The organism is Acinetobacter sp. 'aerobic (ED)', from assembly GCF_904886855.1.
In the GTDB taxonomy this organism is placed as follows: Bacteria; Pseudomonadota; Gammaproteobacteria; order Pseudomonadales; family Moraxellaceae; genus Acinetobacter; species Acinetobacter courvalinii.
This window is the reverse complement of sequence record NZ_CAJHGI010000003.1, coordinates 44519-61947: the sequence shown is the minus strand read 5'-3', so window position 1 is coordinate 61947 and position 17429 is coordinate 44519. Positions and strand designations below refer to the sequence as shown.

The following is a 17429-nucleotide window of genomic DNA, read 5'->3' as shown; positions in this document are numbered from 1 at the left end:
ACCGAACCTAAATCTATTTGCCTTGGAAGTTTAACTTGAATGCGCCTCGCCAAGGGCTATTTGCTAGCCTACTGATCGTAAGTTTTGCATTGCATACCTTTTTATTGGTGATTGCAACGACACATCAACTCAATGAAAACCGCGCCAGCCAAGGGCAACTGATGACCAGTCAGTTAGTGGCAGATACGCTTTCGGAACTGGAACCCGCCAATACCGTTTCTTTGGCACTGGTCGCGAATCGTTATGCCACCAATCCAAGTGTTGCTTCGATTCGTATTCTGGATGCCAATAAGCAAGTGCTTGCCACCAGTGGTATGTCAAAAACCCGCCAAGGCGAAGTATTTGTTCGTGATGCATTGCAAAACGAGAAAAAGGTTGGCACGGTTGAAATTACCCTGATCCAGCCTAGTATCGGTGAAATCTTACGTACCCAGTGGTTAGCGATTTTAGTGTCGTTATTTATTCATGGCTTGATCTGGCTGGCTTATCGTGCCATTGCCCGTCCAACCCGTAGTGAATATCTGGCCCGTATTAATCAGGAAAATCATCTTAAGCATGAAATTCAACGTTTAACTCAGGCATTGGCGCTGGAAAAACAAAATACCGTCACGTTGGTCGCTCAGGCGCAACAGCAGGCCAAAACACAAAGCAAGGCGCGCGTCGAGAAGCGTCCGGCAGAAGCGGTTCAACTGGATGATCAGGCCCTGGCTTTGAACATTCAGTTCTATGATCCAAAACAACTGCTGAACAGTGTCAACCAGTCTGTATCGGTGCCGTATTTTAAACTGTGCCAGTTGTTTCTGGATAAGAGTATCGATTTATGTGCCAAGCATTATCAAATCGATGCCGCTAAAATTCAGGTGACGCAAGAGTTTGATAGCGAAGGTGCTACCCTCACCACCAACACAGAACACGCTCAAGCACTCGAGTGCCTGATGATGGTCGGTGCCGTGTTCCAGCTGTTATCGGATGTCCTGTATAAACGTTACCGCGAAGATAAACGTTTTGCCTTGCAGACTCGTGGTGCGGTTGCTGGCGCGGTGGATGCCATGCAGCTGGATGCGGTTGAAGCAGCGAAACGCTTAACTCAACACCTACATGCCAAAGAAGCGGCTTTACACCTGAATCATGATCAGCTGAAAACCATTCAGAATAATTATGAACTGGTGGCGATGCCAAACCCAAGCAACATCATGACCCGCCATGCATTCATGATTAACGGTATGAATGAAGCCTGTGCAACCGTGGCACAGACGTTACGTACTGAAATCTTGATGGGCAAAAAAGCCAAAGCAGCGACTGAATCCTGATTCAAGCATCGCAGCTTAAATTTAAATAAGGCTTTGTGAAATGACAAAGCCTTATTTTTTTCCACTCTACATTTATCTTAAAATCAGCTGAAAAAGTACAAGGCCACCACTTCAGATCAAGCCAATATCTGCTTTTGCACATGGCATATTTGAATTGATCAAGAAGCACAGGCGAAATTTTTTAAAATGCGGTAAACTATGCCAGATTTATCGAATACTAGAGCCTTAAAAGGCAACATCAAAGGTGAAAGCGAATGCCGCTGAGTCGTGTTGAAGAGCTTGTCGCAGATATTCGTGCAGGCAAAATGGTCATCCTGATGGATGATGAAGATCGTGAGAATGAAGGTGACCTGGTCATCGCCGCAACGCATGTTCGCCCTGAAGATATTAACTTCATGATTACCCATGCACGTGGTCTGGTCTGCCTGACCTTAAGCCGCGAGCGTTGTAAGCAACTCAATCTGCCATTAATGGTAGATCAGAACGGCGCACAGCATGCGACCAACTTCACGCTTTCCATTGAAGCAGCAGAAGGCATTAGCACCGGTATTTCAGCAGCTGAACGTGCGCATACCATTCGTACCGCGGTAGCTGCCCATGCCAAGCCAAGTGATATCGTACAGCCAGGACATATTTTCCCATTGATGGCCCAACCGGGTGGTGTGTTACACCGTGCAGGTCATACCGAAGCAGGTTGTGATTTAACCCGTTTGGCGGGTCTTGAACCAGCATCCGTGATCTGTGAAATTATCAATGATGACGGGACCATGGCACGTCGCCCTGATCTGGAAGTGTTTGCAGAAAAACATGGTTTAAAAATTGGGACCATTGCAGACCTGATTCATTACCGTATGACCAATGAGCAAACCGTTGAACGTTTGTCTCAAGAAAGCATCGAAACTGAATACGGCGCATTTGAATTGTACAAATACCGTGAAATCGGTAATCCGGACATTCATGTTGCCTTGGTCAAAGGTGAACCGAAACAGGGTGTCACTACTGTGCGTGTGCATGGTTTCAGCCCGATTCGTGACTTGTTAAAGCTGGATAAAGCAGACGGTTCACCGGCATGGAATCTTGATCTAGCCATGAAAACCATTGCTGCAAGTGATCGTGGCGTGCTGGTCTGGATCGGTCAGGATCATTTAGAAGATTTAGGTCCGGCATTAAATAGTTTGAATCAGCCAAAACCGCTGAAATCAAATGCCGCACTGTCTCATCAATACCAGACCATTGGTGTCGGTGCACAGATTTTACGTGACTTGGGTGTTGAGAAAATGAAGTTGTTGAGTTCTCCACTTCGTTTCAATGCCCTGTCAGGATTTAATTTAGAGGTAGTGGAATACATCACTGCCGATCAAATCACAGCAAAATAATCGAGGTTGCTATGGCAATTCGCCGTATTGAAGGTTTATTACATCTCGCAAGCGAAGGTCGTTATGCGATCTTAGTCGGTCGTTTCAACAGCTTCGTGGTTGAACATTTACTTGAAGGCGCAATCGACACGTTAAAACGTCATGGCGTTTCAGAAGATGCGATTACAGTCATTCATGCGCCAGGTGCATGGGAACTGCCGATCGTTGCGAAAAAATTAGCGGCTTCAAATAAATTTGATGCCATCATTGCCTTAGGTGCAGTGATTCGTGGTAGCACACCACATTTTGATTTTGTTGCAGGCGAATGTGCGAAAGGTTTAGGTGTGGTTGCACTTGAAAGCACAATGCCAGTGATCAATGGTGTCTTGACGACAGACAGCATTGAACAAGCAATTGAACGTTCTGGTACGAAAGCAGGTAACAAAGGTAGCGAAGCTGCATTGACTGCAATCGAAATGGTTAACTTATTAAAGGCAATTTAAAGCATGTCGCAAACACTTCAGGCCGCTTATGCAGCGAAACGCAAAGCACGTCGTTTTGCTGTACAAGGGATTTATGAATGGCAAATGAGTCATAACCCTGTACACGAAATTGAAGCACGCACGCGTGTTGAAAATGCGATGCACAAAGTTGACCTCAACTATTATCATGAATTGCTCACTCAAGTGGTTGCTCAACATGAAGCTTTAGATGAGCTCCTCATCCCGGTACTTGACCGTGAGTTATCTGCCCTCGATGGTGTAGAGCTTGCAACTTTGCGTTTAGGCGCTTATGAACTCCGTGATCATCTCGAAGTGCCGTATCGTGTTGTACTTGATGAAGCAATTGAATTAGCGAAACACTTTGGTGGTGCAGACAGCCATAAATACATCAATGGTGTATTAGACCGTCTTTCATCAAAACTTCGTGAAGCTGAAAAACAGCAAGCAAAATAACAGGCTTGTTTACATGGCTGAGTTCTCTATTATCGAGCGTTACTTTAAGCGCACATCTACTCAAGATGTAAGTTTAGGCATCGGTGATGACTCAGCCATCGTCACTCCCCCTCCCGCACAACAACTGGTAATCTGTGCAGATACACTGGTTGCTGGCCGACATTTCCCCCTAGATACTGCCGCGCATGCCATTGGCTGGAAAAGTGTCGCCGTCAATTTATCGGATCTGGCGGCCATGGGCGCAAAACCCCACAGTATTTTACTGGCACTCAGCTTACCGACCGTAGATCATGACTGGCTGGCCGGATTTAGCCAGGGGCTTTTCGATTGCTGCGATCAATTTGGGGTCAGCCTGATCGGGGGCGATACCACCCAAAGTACCCAACTCACCATCAGTGTGACCGCCCTAGGCTGGATTGAGCATGGTCAGGCCGTGACGCGTGCAGGTGCTCAGGTTGGCGACTATATTTGTGTCAGTGGACAGGTCGGAGACGCAGCCTTTGGCTTGCAACATCTTGGACATACCCTGCAACAACGTCTGGATTATCCAACACCACGCTGTCAACTCGGCCAGCAGTTGAAAGGCCTGGCCTCCAGCATGATTGATGTGTCCGATGGATTGGCTCAAGACCTAGGTCATATTCTCAAGGCATCCCATGTCGGTGCAAAATTACAGCTCGACCAACTTCCGTTGGATTCATCACTAAAACAACTCGATCTGCAACAGGCTTGGCATTATGCCCTTGCTGGCGGTGATGATTACGAATTATGCTTTACAATATCACCGCAAAACTTTAAAGAACTGTCGCGACAACAATTAGATGTTCCGATTACAATAATCGGCGAAATTACCCAACAAACTGGATTGTTATTTGAGTATCAGGGCGAACCTTGCCCGTTACATGTTCATGGATACCAACACTTTGCATAAACCTCCCATTCACTTTAACCAAATGACTTGGTTTGACCGTTTCATCGTGTTTTGCGGTGTCGGTTTCGGTTCTGGTTTAGCGCCTAAAGCACCCGGGACATTTGGTTCGGCCTTTGCCCTGTTATTTACCCCGCTCTGGGTTTATCTCGGTCTGTCTGCCAGTATTATTGTCGTGATTTTCATGTCCTTGATTGGCATTTACATCTGTGGACATACCGCTAAAGTGATTAACGTTCACGACGATGGACGTATTGTATGGGACGAGTTTGCAGGACAATCCATTACCTTGCTGCCTTTACTTTATTTACAACAAGTAAACTGGGTATGGGTCATTGCCGGTTTCATTCTATTCCGTATATTTGATGTCTGGAAACCTTTCCCGATCAGTTGGGCAGACCAGAAAGTCTCTGGCGGCTTCGGAATCATGCTGGATGACATCATTGCGGGAATTTGGGCAGCACTGTGTATTTTTATTATCCATTTTATATTTTGACTTAAGCCATTGAATTAGAGTTAGTTATGTCAACAACTGTTATTATTCTTGCAGCAGGAAAAGGAACGCGAATGCGTTCACAATTACCAAAAGTATTACAACCACTTGCAGGACGTCCATTGCTTGGGCACGTGATCCAGACCGCAAAAAAGTTACATGCCGATAAGATTATTACGATTTATGGACATGGCGGCGAGCTGGTTCAACAACGCTTTGCAACTGAACAGGTTGAATGGGTTGAGCAAGCAGAACAATTAGGTACCGGCCATGCGGTTCAAATGACCTTACCAGTGCTACCACAAGAGGGTATTTCGCTGATTTTATCCGGTGATGTTCCGTGTATTCATGCCAATACCCTCCAAAAATTATTAGATGCCGCTACACAGACCGGCATTGGCCTGGTAACACTGACCGTAGAAGATGCCACAGGCTATGGCCGTATCGTCCGTCAAGACGGTAAAATCCAGGCCATTGTTGAGCATAAAGATGCCAGCGAGGCACAACGCCAGATTAAAGAATTTAATACCGGTATTTATGCGGTGAGCAACGCAAAACTGCATCAGTGGTTGCCTCAACTTTCCAATGAAAATGCTCAAGGCGAATATTACCTGACCGATATTGTGGCAATGGCCATTGCGGACGGTATGGAAGTTGCCTCTGTTGAACCAGAACTGGCCTTTGAGGTAGATGGTGTCAATAACCGTCTCCAGCTGGCGACGCTAGAACGTCAATTTCAGCAACAGCAAGCTAAAGAGCTGATGGAACAGGGCGTGCATTTGATTGACCCGAATCGTTTTGATTTACGTGGCAACCTCAAGTGCGGTCAGGATGTGCAGATTGATATCAATGTCATTATTGAAGGTGACTGTGAACTGGGTGATAACGTCCAGCTCGGTGCAGGCTGTATCTTAAAAAATACCCGTATCGCTGCCGGAACCAAAGTACAAGCCTACAGTATTTTTGAAAATGCGGTTGTAGGCGAGAATACCCAGATTGGGCCTTTCGCACGCTTACGCCCAGGCGCCAATCTTGCCAATGACGTCCATATCGGTAACTTTGTTGAAGTCAAGAATTCCAATATCGGTCTGGGTTCTAAAGCCAATCATTTCACTTATCTAGGTGATGCTGATATTGGTGCAGGCTGTAATATTGGTGCAGGCACCATTACCTGTAACTATGACGGTGCCAACAAACACCGTACCATTATTGAAGATCATGTCTTTATTGGAACCAATAACTCACTGGTTGCACCGATCAGAATCGGTCAGGGTGCGACTACAGGTGCGGGATCTACCTTAACCCGAGATGTAGCTGAGCGTAGTTTGGCTGTGGAACGATCAAAGCAGTTTGAAAAAGCGGATTATCAACGTCCCCAAAAACTGAAAAAATAAGAGGATAAAATTATGTGTGGTATTGTTGGTGGCGTTGCTGAACGTTGTGTAACCGAGATTCTGATCGAAGGTCTCAAGCGTCTGGAATATCGTGGCTATGACTCTGCAGGTTTAGCCTTATTGAATAAACAGCAAATCTTGCGTGAACGTCGCGTGGGTAAAGTGGCTAATCTGGCTGAAGCTGTAGCAGAACAACATTTAACCGGCAATGTAGGGATTGCACACACCCGTTGGGCAACCCACGGCAAGCCGACTGAAAACAATGCGCATCCGCACGTTTCTGGCAATGTTGCAGTAGTCCATAACGGTATTATCGAAAATTATCAAGAACTTAAAGACGAATTACAAGCTTTGGGTTATGTCTTTACCTCACAAACCGATACCGAAGTTGTGGCACATCTGGTGAATGATGCACTCAAGCAAACCGATAGTCTGCTAGAAGCGGTACAACAGATTACTCCTCGCCTGAAAGGTGCTTATGCACTGGGTATTGTACATACCGCCCACCCAGACGAGTTGATCACCGTACGTGAAGGTTCACCACTGGTGATTGGGGTCGGGATCGGCGAGAACTTTATCAGTTCTGACCAGTTGGCCTTATTACCTGTGACCAATCGCTTCGTTTATTTAGAAGAAGGCGATATTGCACGCTTAACCCGTAACAGTATTGAAGTTTTTGTTAACGGCGAGCCTGTACAACGTCCGGTCAAGGAATTAGATGCGACCGTTAGCAATGCGTCTAAGGGTGAATATAAGCACTTCATGCTCAAAGAAATTTATGAGCAACCTGAAGCGATTCAGCAAACTATTTCTCAGGCATTGAATGGTAATAGCTTACGCGAAGACTTCCTCAATCATGCCGATGCAGATTTCAGTAAAATCCAGCAAATTCAAATTATTGCCTGTGGTACCAGCTACCATGCCGGTATGATTGCCAAATACTGGTTCGAACAATTAATTGGCGTACCGTGCCAGGTTGAAATCGCAAGCGAATTCCGTTATCGCAGCCCTGTGATTGTGGCAAATACCTTGTATATCTGTATTTCTCAATCTGGTGAAACGGCAGATACCTTGGCTGCATTGCGTGAAACCCAAAAACGTGCCAAAGCCAATAACATTGCCATCAGCACCATGACCATCTGTAACGTTGCGACCTCCTCTATGGTCCGTGAAACAGATCATCATTTACTGACACTGGCAGGCCCTGAAATCGGGGTAGCTTCAACCAAAGCCTTTACCACGCAACTTGCAGCATTGATGTTATTGATCCTGAAAATCGGTCAGGTGAAACAACGCCTGTCTGATGAACAGCTCAATGAAATCACCACTGCATTATGGCACTGCCCGAAAGTGATTTTGGATACCTTACAGGGTGATACTGAAATTCTGCGTTTGTCTGCACTGTTCGTTGAAAAAAATCACTGCCTGTTCTTGGGTCGTGGTACGCATTTCCCAATCGCACTTGAAGGCGCATTGAAGCTAAAAGAAATTTCATATATTCATGCTGAAGGCTATGCTGCAGGTGAATTGAAGCATGGTCCACTGGCTTTGGTAGATAATGAAATGCCAGTGGTCATTTTAGCTCCGCAGGATGACATGCTCGACAAACTCAAATCGAACATGGAAGAAGTACAGGCCCGTGGTGGTGAACTGTTTGTTTTCGCAGATGAAAATAGCGGTATCCATGGCAAAGACCGTCAGCATGTTGTGCATGTTCCAACTGTCAATGAATGGTTAGCACCAATCGTTTACAGCGTCCCGGTACAGCTGTTGTCTTACCATGTGGCCGTATTACGTGGAACCGATGTCGATCAACCGCGTAACCTTGCCAAGAGTGTAACAGTAGAATAAAGAGAGAAAGAGAAGAAGGGTTCGCCCTTCTTCTCTGCTTTTACAGTTTATTAATTCATATAAAAACAATAATTTAAAATAATTTTATGCAATATAGCGTGTAGTTTTATGATTCAGCAAAATAATCGAATTAAGAATAACCACGCCCATAATTGAAACCAGAATCAACTTCCAGTCGACGAACAGCAGTGACGTGAGCAAAATTGCCAGATCAATTCCCAACTGTACCTTACCCGCTGGAATATTGAAGCGTTCCTGTAAATATAAAGCCAGTAAATTGATACCGCCTAAACTGGAACGATGTCTAAATAAAATCAGGAAACTCACCCCCATCAAGACATTGGCAAAAATCGCCGCATAAATCGGATGAACATCAGAGAGATGAAAAAATTGCGGAATGAGGGCAGTAAACCCGGCCAATAAGGCAACAGCGATAAAGGTTTTTACCACCAATGCCATCCCCATTTTCTTATAGGCAAAATAATAGAACGGGATATTGATCAAGAAAAATAAAATACCAAATTTGATGTCGGTAATATAATGCAGTAGCAAAGACAGTCCTGCTGTACCACCCGTCATAATGCCGGCTTGCTGTAATAAGGTCATGGCAAAAGAAAGGATAAATGTTCCCGTCAACAGTGCCAACGCATCTTCAATTTTGGAATGTTGGTCAATAATAGGCACGACTGGACTGACCAGAGATACATTTTGCTCGGTATTCATAAAGATACAACTCAATCACGGAACAGCAGAAGGGAGAGACGCCTTTCAAAGAAAGGGCGGCATATTTGATCATTTTTATTATAAATACGCAATTTATTCTTATATTTTTGCCATAAATGCAATTTATATTCAAAATAAGCCATTCGATATAAACAGCCTATTTGCAATCAGTGCTTGTTCCCCGTTCATGGGAAATCCGTTTTTATTTAATCGCGATCCCGTTTTCCTTGAGCTTTTCCAAAACAATCGAAGTATTCAGATTGCTGACACCAAAAGTTTGGGAAGAAAGAATACCGATTAACTTGACCATTTCATCCAGATTTTTCACTGCAACTTTCAGGGCAAAGTCATAACTTCCGGTCAGTTTATGAATGTCTTTCACTGCCGGTTCATTCAGAAGAAATTCCACAAAACGATCGTGGGTCGCATCATGATAATTCTGTAATTTCACTTCAATAATGCCCATGATCGGCGCAGGATCAGCACTCAACGCAATTTGTGCATAATAGCCGGTAATGATTTTTTTCTGTTCCAGCTGCACCCGACGGCGTGAACATTGCGAGGTTGACAAACCTACCAGTTCAGCCAGCTCCTGATTGGCCAAACGTCCATTCATTTGTAAATGATGAATAATTTTCTGATCAAAATCATCGAGTTCGACTGTCATAAAATGCTCAATTCTGCCTTAAGTTATGATTTAGCGGATGCTGATCCATCATTTTCCAGCAGTTTAACGCCTTTCGCTCAGGCAGCTCAAGCTGATGCCAAAATCGCACCCGACTGAATACGCTGTACGCCCTGTGCCAACATACTCTGCCATGCACTCTGCAATGAACCATTCAAATCTATGGCTTTACAGGCATCCTCAATCACATAGGTTGTAAAGCCCATCTGTACGGCATCCAGTGCTGTCCATGCCACACAAAAATCAGTGGCAATTCCCACAATATAGACTGTATCGATTTGGTGTTCTTTTAAATAGCCGTTGAGACCGGTCGGTGTTTTACGATCTGCCTCCATAAAAGCAGAATAACTGTCAATCTCGGGGTGAAAACCTTTACGGATAATCAACTGCGCCGTTGGAATATCCAACGCCGGATGAAATTCGGCATCCGCTGTGCCCTGCACACAATGCTTGGGCCACAATACTTGTGTTCCATAAGGCAATTCAATCGTTTCAAAAGGTGCTTTATTTTCATGATTATCGGCAAAGGAAACATGTTGTTCCGGATGCCAGTCTTGGGTCAGCACCACCATTTCAAACTGTCGCGCCAGCCAGTTAATAAGCGGAATAATCTGGTCGGCATCGGTGACTGCCAAGTTTCCACCCGGGGTAAAACCGTTTTGTACATCCACAACAATGAGTGCGCTGTGTTTCACATGTGTATGCATATTGTGATTCATTCTGGATTGCTGGCTCCTTTCTAACATACGCTGCTCTTTATCGTCTGGCTACTTTCAACTGAACTTTTCTTAACATGAAAATTATTCAGGTAAAAGTTGAATTAAAGTTTTCGGCTGTTTGACTAAAGCATATTGTTCTTATGCCGCTGATCAGTCATAATTTGCATAATTGTCATTCAATCGAATTCATTATTGGACGACGAATCAAAATACTGCAACCATCCACTATTTCGTTTCAACTAATTCAATCTCGGATGGGAAAATAGGATAGTTTTTTAAAATGACTCAGCTAGCACAGAATATTCAAGGCTCAATTGTCGCACTCGTCACCCCTATGTTTGAAGATGGTCGCGTAGATTGGAAGAGCCTGGAGAAGCTCGTTGAGTGGCACATCCAACAAGGTACACATAGTATTGTTGCTGTTGGCACAACGGGCGAAGCCTCAACATTAAGCATGGAAGAACATACACAAGTCATCAAAGAAGTGATCCGTGTAGCCAATAAACGCATCCCGATTATTGCGGGTACCGGTGCAAACTCCACACGCGAAGCGATTGAGCTGACCAAAGCAGCAAAAGAACTCGGTGCAGATGCAGCCTTACTCGTTACGCCATATTATAATAAACCTACCCAAGAAGGCTTATATCAACACTATAAAGCAATTGCTGAAGCAGTTGATATTCCACAAATTCTTTATAATGTTCCAGGTCGTACTGGCGTAGATATGCAAAACGAGACTGTTATTCGTCTTGCTGATATTCAAAACATTGTTGGGATTAAAGATGCAACCGGCGATGTACCCCGCGGTCAAGCCCTCATCGAAGGTTTAAAAGGTAAAATCGCAGTCTACTCAGGTGATGATGAAACGGCCTGGGAACTGATCTTGCGTGGTGCGAAGGGTAATATTTCGGTGACGGCCAATGTCGCACCAAAACAAATGAGCGAAGTTTGTGAAGCTGCATTAGCGGGCGATCAAGCCAAAGCACAAAGTCTGAATCAGCAAATTGCAAATCTACACAATATTTTGTTTTGCGAATCAAACCCAATTCCTGTGAAATGGGCGTTGCATGAGATGGGATATATCAGTACAGGTTTACGCCTGCCATTAACCGCTCTAGCAGAACAATATCGTGAACCTCTCCGCACAGATTTGAAAACTGCGGGAATTATTTAATACGAGCAATTTATGATGCAATTACGTCTTGGTGTTGTCCTAGTCATTTCAGCTTTAAGTTTGGCTGGTTGTGGTCGTTTTGCCCTCAATAATCATTCTTTAGATTATAAAAAAGCGCAAGCGCTTGAACCACTCAAGTTCCCTGAGAATGCAACGGTAAGACCATTTACGCCATTGTATCCGGCACCAACGGTTGACCCGCTTGCGATTGAACATGCGCCGACATTTGAAAACAAGACCGGCAACCGTTATGCACTTCCTCGCCCAGAGTCAGTGCAAACCGCACCTAGCAACACAACTGAAGCGACAGCAACCAGCCTGGGTCGCCCACAACTGGTGATGGACGGAAATAAAAATCCATTGCTGAAAGTGGATGGTCCGACTGCAACGGCTTGGCAATATACCTATGCAACTGTGAGCAGCCTCAACTACAAGGTCATCTCTCAGGCAGATCATGGCTATGAAGCCACCATTCAAGTCGGTGAGCAAAACTATCTACTCAAGCTTACGGCTGTTGGCTCAAGCAATACCATTGCATTGTTCAAACTTGATACAACCTTTGCAGACCCTGCGGTTGCAACGGAAGTATTAGCCCAGATTTACCAAAACTGGCCAGCCTAGTCGTTTACTAGGCATTTTTTTCAAAAGGTTCCCTCATGTTAAAACAAACCTTGCTCTATACTGGTAAAGCTAAATCTGTATATGAAACAGATAACGCTGATCACCTGATTTTAGTCTTCCGTGATGATGCCTCGGCATTCAATGGCGAAAAAATCGAGCAACTCGATCGTAAGGGCAAGGTCAACAACCGTTTTAACGCCTTCATCATGGATAAACTGGCTGAAGCAGGTATTGAAACGCATTTTGAAAAATTGCTTTCTCCAACTGAAGTATTGGTTAAAAAACTTCAGATGATCCCGGTGGAATGCGTTATTCGTAACTATGCTGCTGGTTCACTTTGCCGTCGTTTAGGCGTTGAAGAAGGTAAGGAATTAACACCACCAACATTTGAGTTATTCTTCAAGGATGACGCGCTTGGCGATCCAATGGTGAATGAATCTCAAGCGATTGCTTTAGGTTGGGCGACTGCTGAACAGCTGGAAAAAATGAAAGAACTCACTTACCAGGTCAATGATGTGCTTAAAGCATTATTCGATGCGGGTAATATGATTCTGGTCGATTTCAAACTTGAATTCGGCGTGTTCCACGACCGTATCGTATTGGGTGATGAATTCTCTCCAGACGGTTGCCGTTTATGGGATAAAGATACCAAGAAAAAACTGGATAAAGACCGTTTCCGCCAAGGTTTAGGTGGTGTGGTCGAAGCCTATGAAGAAGTTGCAGCACGTTTAGGCATTAAGCTAGATGATATCTAAGCCTGGCTAAGCAATTCCTTCTAAAAAAACCAGTCCATTCGGGCTGGTTTTTTTATTGCCTATTCAAAAATGAGCAACTTCATTTTAAAAATCAATACTATATAAATCATTAACTTAAAATTCATAGCGATTGCTTTGCGAGTTTTGTTCTAACCTTATGTTTTTATATTGTTTTTGAATTTTTTTTGATCCTCCTACCATGTTCACAAATGTTTACAGAACTTGGGGCAGAACACAAAAATGAATTCTCCTATTTTAAGAAATTTTCCTTTAAGTCTGAGTGCGAGCCTGATTTTGCTTGCACTATATAGCACGGTGCACGCAGCCGAGAACCCTCCGAATGATCCAGAACAGGTCAAAACACTCGCCACCGTTGTCGTCACAGGAACCCGTGCTAACAATCGCTCGCAAACAGAGTCTTTACAACCAATCGATGTAATTAGTGCCAAAGAACTGACTGAACGTACTGGCTCCAATGAATTGGGCACGGCACTGTCTCGCATTATTCCCTCGATTAATTTTCCACGTCCAACCGTGGTAGATGGCACTGAACTGGTCCGTCCTGCCCAGCTGAAAGGGCTGGCACCTGATCAGGTGCTGGTTCTGGTGAATGGCAAACGGCGCCATACAGGTGCTTTTATTAACCTTGGCGGTACCATTGGTCGTGGTTCTGCCCCAACCGATTTAAATGCGATTCCGATCTCCGCGATTAGCCGTGTCGAAGTCCTGCGTGAAGGTGCATCAGCTCGCTATGGTTCCGATGCGATTGCTGGGGTGATTAATATTATTTTGAAATCCAATCCCAAACATGGCGAAGCAGGGATTAAATACGGCATTTATAACAAAGGCGATGGTGAACAAAAGCAATCCTTTGTTTCAGGTGGCACCAAACTGAATAATTATGGTTATGCAATCTTTTCAGGGGAGTGGCAAGACAGTCAGGCCACCAATCGTGCTGGCCCTGACCTGCGTGATCCCAAATCAACCACCTATGGACAGCGTACGTTCCGTTTTGGTGATCCTGATTCCGATGAGGTCAAGGCAGCCGTCAATCTGGGTTATGATCTCAGCGATCATACTGAACTGTATTCCTTTGCAACCTATAGCCACCGTAATGCAGTGACCGCTGGATTCTATCGATTAAGCAATGCCTCCAATAATATTCCTGCCCTTTATCCAAACGGCTATCTACCGATTATTCAGGGCCAACTCGATGACTTTGCTGCGGTTGCAGGGATCAAAGGCGATTGGTCTGCATGGCATTATGATGCCTCGGTGAATTATGGTTCGAACCGTTATGATGTGGATACCAAAACCATCAATGTCGATCTTTATAAAGACACTGCTGCCACGCCTTTTGGCTTCCAAAATGGCACGTTGAAAAATGCTCAGACGGTGGTGAATGTTGATCTTTCCCGTGAGTTTAATCTGGCCGCACTCGCCAGCCCGTTGAATGTTGCCTTTGGTACGCAATATCTAAATCAGAAATATCAGATCCAAGCCGGTGATCCAGCTTCCTATTATAAAAGCGGTTCTTCTGGACTAGCAGGCTTTCGTGCTGCCGATGCAGGTGAATGGTCTCGCGACAGTTATGCAGCTTATCTGGACCTGGAGGCCAACTTAACTGAGAAACTGTCTGCCTCTACAGCCTATCGCCATGAATATTACAATGATTTTGGTCATACCAATAATGCGTCATTGTCTTTGCGTTATACCATTCATCCTGCGCTTGCGCTACGCAGTAGCGCTTCTACAGGTTTTCGCGCGCCAAGTCTGGCTCAACAATATTTTGCACAGACCTCCTCACAACTGGTCAATGGTCAACTGGTCGAAGCAGGGACCTTCCCTACGACTGCAAATGTTGCTCAATTGCTTGGTGCGGAACAACTTAAACCTGAGAGGTCGAAAAACTATAGCGTAGGATTGGTTTTCACACCTATCGATCATTTGTATGTGACTCTGGATGCCTATCAGATCGATATTGATAACCGGATCAGCCTGTCTTCCAATATCAATGCCAGCAGCGCGACCGTGCGCCAATACCTGAACTCAAAAGGCATCACCGACACCAACTTCAGTACCATTCGTTATTTCAACAATGCCAGCGATACCCGCACGCGTGGTGTTGACTTAGTTGCCACCTATAAATGGACAGATTTACCTTATGGCGAACTGAATACCTCACTGGCCTACAATTACAATAAGAATAAAGTGACCCATGTGGATGGTAATCCCGCTATTTTAGATGCCCTAGGTATTAACCTCACGCGTCTGGATCGTAGAGAGCAATACGGTTTATTGGCTGGCAGTACCCCTGAACATAAATTCAGTTTGGCCAATGACTATACGCTTGGCAACTTCACGGTGAATACCAATCTCACCCGCTATGGCAGTTTTAAAACCTTTAGTAATTCTGGCGAAACCAAAGACCAAAAATTCTCAGCCAAATGGTTACTGGATTTAGCGTTATCTTATCGATATCAGAACTGGAACTTCACTGTCGGTGGCGACAATATTACCGATGTTTATCCTGATCGAGATGTCTACGATATCAACCAACCGACTGGCGGCAGCTTGCCTTATAGCCAGTTCTCGCCTTTTGGCTTTAATGGCGCGTTCTATTACGGCAAGATCAATTATCGTTGGTAGTAATTAAAAACCGAGCCATCTGGCTCGGTTCTCACTTTAATTTTGTGCATTCTGATAAATCAGTTTGCCTTCTTTATAGGTTGCCAACACCTTAATGTTTTTAATCTCTCGACTCGGGACAGTCAACGGGTTCTGATTTAGAATCACCAAGTCAGCCAGTTTACCCTGGGCTAATGTTCCTTTCTGCTGCTCTTCAAAATATTGATAGGCAGCCCAGTCTGTCATGGACTTTAATGCCAGATAAGGGCTGATGCGCTCATCTGCACCCAAGACATAATTACTCCGTGTGACTCGGTTTACCGTGGCATCGAGCATCATCATACTGCTCGGGGGTACCACAGGTGCATCATGATGTTGGGTAAAGATCAGATGCTTTTTTAAAGCCGTTGCGGTTGGCGAAATATGGGCAGCTCGAGTTTCGCCTAAGGTTTGCTGACGATGCCAGTCTCCCCAATAAAAGGTATGTAGCGAGAAGAAGGAAGGAATAATATCTAAGGCCTGAAGCTGATCCAGTTGATCATCACGAATAGTTTGCGAATGAATCAGTACACTGCGCCGATCTGCTGGTCCTTGTTTCACAGTCGCATCCTTTACCGCTGCAATAAACTGGTCAATGGCCGCATCACCATTGGCATGCGCAAGCACCTGCCAGCCCTGTTTAAAGGCTAAATTGATATAGTCCTTCACCTGTTGATCATTGCTGATTGCCGGATAGCCTTTATAGCTTTTATCCTTACCTTCAGGCGGCACGACGTAGGGTTGTGTCAGCCAGGCGGTTTTTCCCTGAGGTGAACCATCCAGACTGATTTTCACGCCACCAATACGGAAATGCTGTTCATACTGACGGCTGCTGCCCTGTTTGAGCATGTAGTCTTTACTGGTGGTAATATCTGGATAAGACACCACATCTATTGACAGTCGATTCTGCTTGGCTAGAGCGTGCCACATTTCCGTGGTGCCCTGATCTGCCCGCCCTTCCTGCACGGTGGTAAAACCATTTTTCACATAGGCATCTATGCCTTTTTCTGCAATCTGGAACATTACCGCAGGAGGTACATCTTTAAAAATTGAGCCAATGGCGCTAAATAAAGCGGATTCTTCTAACACACCATTTGGAACATTTGAATGGGCTTCACGGCGAATCACCCCACCCGCTGGATTCGGCGTATTCTGATCAATCTTCAGCAATTCAAGGGCTTTATGATTTACAGAGGCCAGATGTCCGGATTGATGCAGAATCATCACCGGCTGCTCGGTTGAGACGCGATCGAGATCGGCTGCGGTAGGATGTCTTTTTTCATTGAGTTGCGCATCATCATAGCCATTACCCAAAATCCAGCCACCCATGGTTTTAATCACAGCTGGATTCTGGGCTTTCCATTGATTCAACACATTCACCAGTGAATTGATATCCGAGACCTGTCCATCAGGTTGCGGATATAGATTGGCGACCATCTGGTGAAAACCGACCATGTTTACATGACTATGCGCATCAATAAAGCTGGGCAATAAAGTTTTATTTTTGAGATCAATGGCTTGAACGGTTTTATCTGCCAAGCGTTCAGCCTGCTGCTTTGCACCCACAAAACGGATCTTTCCATCTTTCACTAACAGCGCTTCTGCATATTCAGGCCTATTGCCCGACATGGTCAGAATCGGCCCACCATAAAACAGTTTTTCGCTGGAACTGACGGGGATGGATGACATTGCGCAGCCTGATAGAACAATTGAAAAAGAAGTGACCCATGCACATTGACGTAGATGGTTACGGTTCATATTTTTAAACCCATATTTTTATTATGCCTTTTCTGATTAA

Annotated in this window: 16 protein-coding genes; 12 read left to right on the top strand and 4 right to left on the bottom strand. The window is 44.9% G+C overall.

Annotation, left to right across the window (positions count from 1 at the left end; translation table 11 throughout):
• The first annotated feature begins 17 nt into the window (after positions 1-17).
• The 8 genes from JO943_RS06400 to glmS all read left to right on the top strand — a co-directional run bounded on the left by JO943_RS06400 (position 18) and on the right by glmS (position 8287).
• Positions 18-1310 carry a hypothetical protein gene (locus JO943_RS06400; protein WP_199973434.1) on the top strand — a complete coding sequence of 431 codons (1293 nt, stop codon included), beginning with the start codon at positions 18-20 and terminating at the stop codon, positions 1308-1310.
• A gap of 254 nt (positions 1311-1564) precedes the next feature.
• Positions 1565-2686: a bifunctional 3,4-dihydroxy-2-butanone-4-phosphate synthase/GTP cyclohydrolase II gene (ribBA, locus tag JO943_RS06395; RefSeq protein ID WP_202740323.1), complete on the top strand. Its 1122-nt coding sequence runs from the start codon at positions 1565-1567 to the stop codon at positions 2684-2686.
• An 11-nt stretch (positions 2687-2697) separates the two neighbouring features.
• Positions 2698-3168 carry a 6,7-dimethyl-8-ribityllumazine synthase gene (gene ribE / locus JO943_RS06390; RefSeq protein ID WP_004659764.1) on the top strand — a complete coding sequence of 157 codons (471 nt, stop codon included), beginning with the start codon at positions 2698-2700 and terminating at the stop codon, positions 3166-3168.
• A 3-nt stretch (positions 3169-3171) separates the two neighbouring features.
• On the top strand, positions 3172-3621 hold the full coding sequence (gene nusB, locus JO943_RS06385) for a transcription antitermination factor NusB (protein WP_005060316.1): 450 nt from the start codon (positions 3172-3174) through the stop codon (positions 3619-3621).
• 13 nt (positions 3622-3634) lie between these two features.
• Positions 3635-4552, top strand: coding sequence for a thiamine-phosphate kinase (gene thiL / locus JO943_RS06380; RefSeq protein WP_202740322.1), 918 nt, complete (start codon positions 3635-3637; stop codon positions 4550-4552).
• Positions 4530-5045 (top strand): phosphatidylglycerophosphatase A, encoded by a 516-nt coding sequence (locus JO943_RS06375; RefSeq protein WP_202740321.1) that lies wholly within the window; start codon positions 4530-4532, stop codon positions 5043-5045. Before thiL ends, JO943_RS06375 begins: the two co-directional genes overlap by 23 nt.
• A gap of 26 nt (positions 5046-5071) precedes the next feature.
• Positions 5072-6436, top strand: coding sequence for a bifunctional UDP-N-acetylglucosamine diphosphorylase/glucosamine-1-phosphate N-acetyltransferase GlmU (gene glmU / locus JO943_RS06370; RefSeq protein ID WP_202740320.1), 1365 nt, complete (start codon positions 5072-5074; stop codon positions 6434-6436).
• A gap of 12 nt (positions 6437-6448) precedes the next feature.
• Positions 6449-8287 carry a glutamine--fructose-6-phosphate transaminase (isomerizing) gene (gene glmS, locus JO943_RS06365; protein ID WP_202740319.1) on the top strand — a complete coding sequence of 613 codons (1839 nt, stop codon included), beginning with the start codon at positions 6449-6451 and terminating at the stop codon, positions 8285-8287.
• Positions 8288-8371: 84 nt separating this feature from the next.
• Here the strand turns inward: glmS and JO943_RS06360 are convergent, their stop codons facing one another.
• The 3 genes from JO943_RS06360 to pncA all read right to left on the bottom strand — a co-directional run bounded on the left by JO943_RS06360 (position 8372) and on the right by pncA (position 10402).
• On the bottom strand, positions 8372-9010 hold the full coding sequence (locus JO943_RS06360) for a YitT family protein (protein WP_202740318.1): 639 nt from the start codon (positions 9008-9010) through the stop codon (positions 8372-8374).
• A 202-nt stretch (positions 9011-9212) separates the two neighbouring features.
• Positions 9213-9677 carry an Lrp/AsnC family transcriptional regulator gene (locus JO943_RS06355; protein ID WP_005228065.1) on the bottom strand — a complete coding sequence of 155 codons (465 nt, stop codon included), beginning with the start codon at positions 9675-9677 and terminating at the stop codon, positions 9213-9215.
• Between the two features lie 86 nt (positions 9678-9763).
• Entirely contained in the window at positions 9764-10402 is a 639-nt protein-coding gene (pncA, locus tag JO943_RS06350; RefSeq protein WP_202740317.1) for a bifunctional nicotinamidase/pyrazinamidase, read from the bottom strand.
• A 292-nt stretch (positions 10403-10694) separates the two neighbouring features.
• Here pncA and dapA point away from each other — a divergent pair, with 292 nt between their 5' ends.
• The 4 genes from dapA (at position 10695) to JO943_RS06330 (ending at position 15613) form a co-directional block, all read left to right on the top strand.
• Positions 10695-11588: a 4-hydroxy-tetrahydrodipicolinate synthase gene (gene dapA / locus JO943_RS06345; RefSeq protein ID WP_005282259.1), complete on the top strand. Its 894-nt coding sequence runs from the start codon at positions 10695-10697 to the stop codon at positions 11586-11588.
• Between the two features lie 15 nt (positions 11589-11603).
• Positions 11604-12209 carry a lipoprotein-34 precursor (NlpB) gene (locus JO943_RS06340; protein WP_202740520.1) on the top strand — a complete coding sequence of 202 codons (606 nt, stop codon included), beginning with the start codon at positions 11604-11606 and terminating at the stop codon, positions 12207-12209.
• A 35-nt stretch (positions 12210-12244) separates the two neighbouring features.
• Positions 12245-12964 carry a phosphoribosylaminoimidazolesuccinocarboxamide synthase gene (purC, locus tag JO943_RS06335; protein WP_005228073.1) on the top strand — a complete coding sequence of 240 codons (720 nt, stop codon included), beginning with the start codon at positions 12245-12247 and terminating at the stop codon, positions 12962-12964.
• 240 nt (positions 12965-13204) lie between these two features.
• The gene (locus JO943_RS06330; RefSeq protein WP_202740316.1) at positions 13205-15613 is read left to right on the top strand and encodes a TonB-dependent receptor plug domain-containing protein; all 2409 of its coding nucleotides are present in this window, start codon (positions 13205-13207) and stop codon (positions 15611-15613) included.
• 36 nt (positions 15614-15649) lie between these two features.
• Here JO943_RS06330 and JO943_RS06325 read toward each other — a convergent pair whose 3' ends face one another.
• Positions 15650-17389: an amidohydrolase gene (locus JO943_RS06325; RefSeq protein ID WP_202740315.1), complete on the bottom strand. Its 1740-nt coding sequence runs from the start codon at positions 17387-17389 to the stop codon at positions 15650-15652.
• Positions 17390-17429: the final 40 nt, after the last annotated feature.

What these genes read in the sequence shown, in the direction of transcription:
- JO943_RS06325 (WP_202740315.1), bottom strand. Translation starts at nt 17,389, where the DNA reads ATGAACCGTAACCATCTACGTCAATGTGCATGGGTCACTTCTTTTTCA.
- thiL (WP_202740322.1), top strand. Translation starts at nt 3,635, where the DNA reads ATGGCTGAGTTCTCTATTATCGAGCGTTACTTTAAGCGCACATCTACT.
- JO943_RS06355 (WP_005228065.1), bottom strand. Translation starts at nt 9,677, where the DNA reads ATGACAGTCGAACTCGATGATTTTGATCAGAAAATTATTCATCATTTA.
- pncA (WP_202740317.1), bottom strand. Translation starts at nt 10,402, where the DNA reads ATGCATACACATGTGAAACACAGCGCACTCATTGTTGTGGATGTACAA.
- nusB (WP_005060316.1), top strand. Translation starts at nt 3,172, where the DNA reads ATGTCGCAAACACTTCAGGCCGCTTATGCAGCGAAACGCAAAGCACGT.
- purC (WP_005228073.1), top strand. Translation starts at nt 12,245, where the DNA reads ATGTTAAAACAAACCTTGCTCTATACTGGTAAAGCTAAATCTGTATAT.
- glmS (WP_202740319.1), top strand. Translation starts at nt 6,449, where the DNA reads ATGTGTGGTATTGTTGGTGGCGTTGCTGAACGTTGTGTAACCGAGATT.
- dapA (WP_005282259.1), top strand. Translation starts at nt 10,695, where the DNA reads ATGACTCAGCTAGCACAGAATATTCAAGGCTCAATTGTCGCACTCGTC.
- JO943_RS06360 (WP_202740318.1), bottom strand. Translation starts at nt 9,010, where the DNA reads ATGAATACCGAGCAAAATGTATCTCTGGTCAGTCCAGTCGTGCCTATT.
- JO943_RS06340 (WP_202740520.1), top strand. Translation starts at nt 11,604, where the DNA reads ATGCAATTACGTCTTGGTGTTGTCCTAGTCATTTCAGCTTTAAGTTTG.
- JO943_RS06330 (WP_202740316.1), top strand. Translation starts at nt 13,205, where the DNA reads ATGAATTCTCCTATTTTAAGAAATTTTCCTTTAAGTCTGAGTGCGAGC.
- JO943_RS06375 (WP_202740321.1), top strand. Translation starts at nt 4,530, where the DNA reads ATGGATACCAACACTTTGCATAAACCTCCCATTCACTTTAACCAAATG.
- glmU (WP_202740320.1), top strand. Translation starts at nt 5,072, where the DNA reads ATGTCAACAACTGTTATTATTCTTGCAGCAGGAAAAGGAACGCGAATG.
- ribBA (WP_202740323.1), top strand. Translation starts at nt 1,565, where the DNA reads ATGCCGCTGAGTCGTGTTGAAGAGCTTGTCGCAGATATTCGTGCAGGC.
- ribE (WP_004659764.1), top strand. Translation starts at nt 2,698, where the DNA reads ATGGCAATTCGCCGTATTGAAGGTTTATTACATCTCGCAAGCGAAGGT.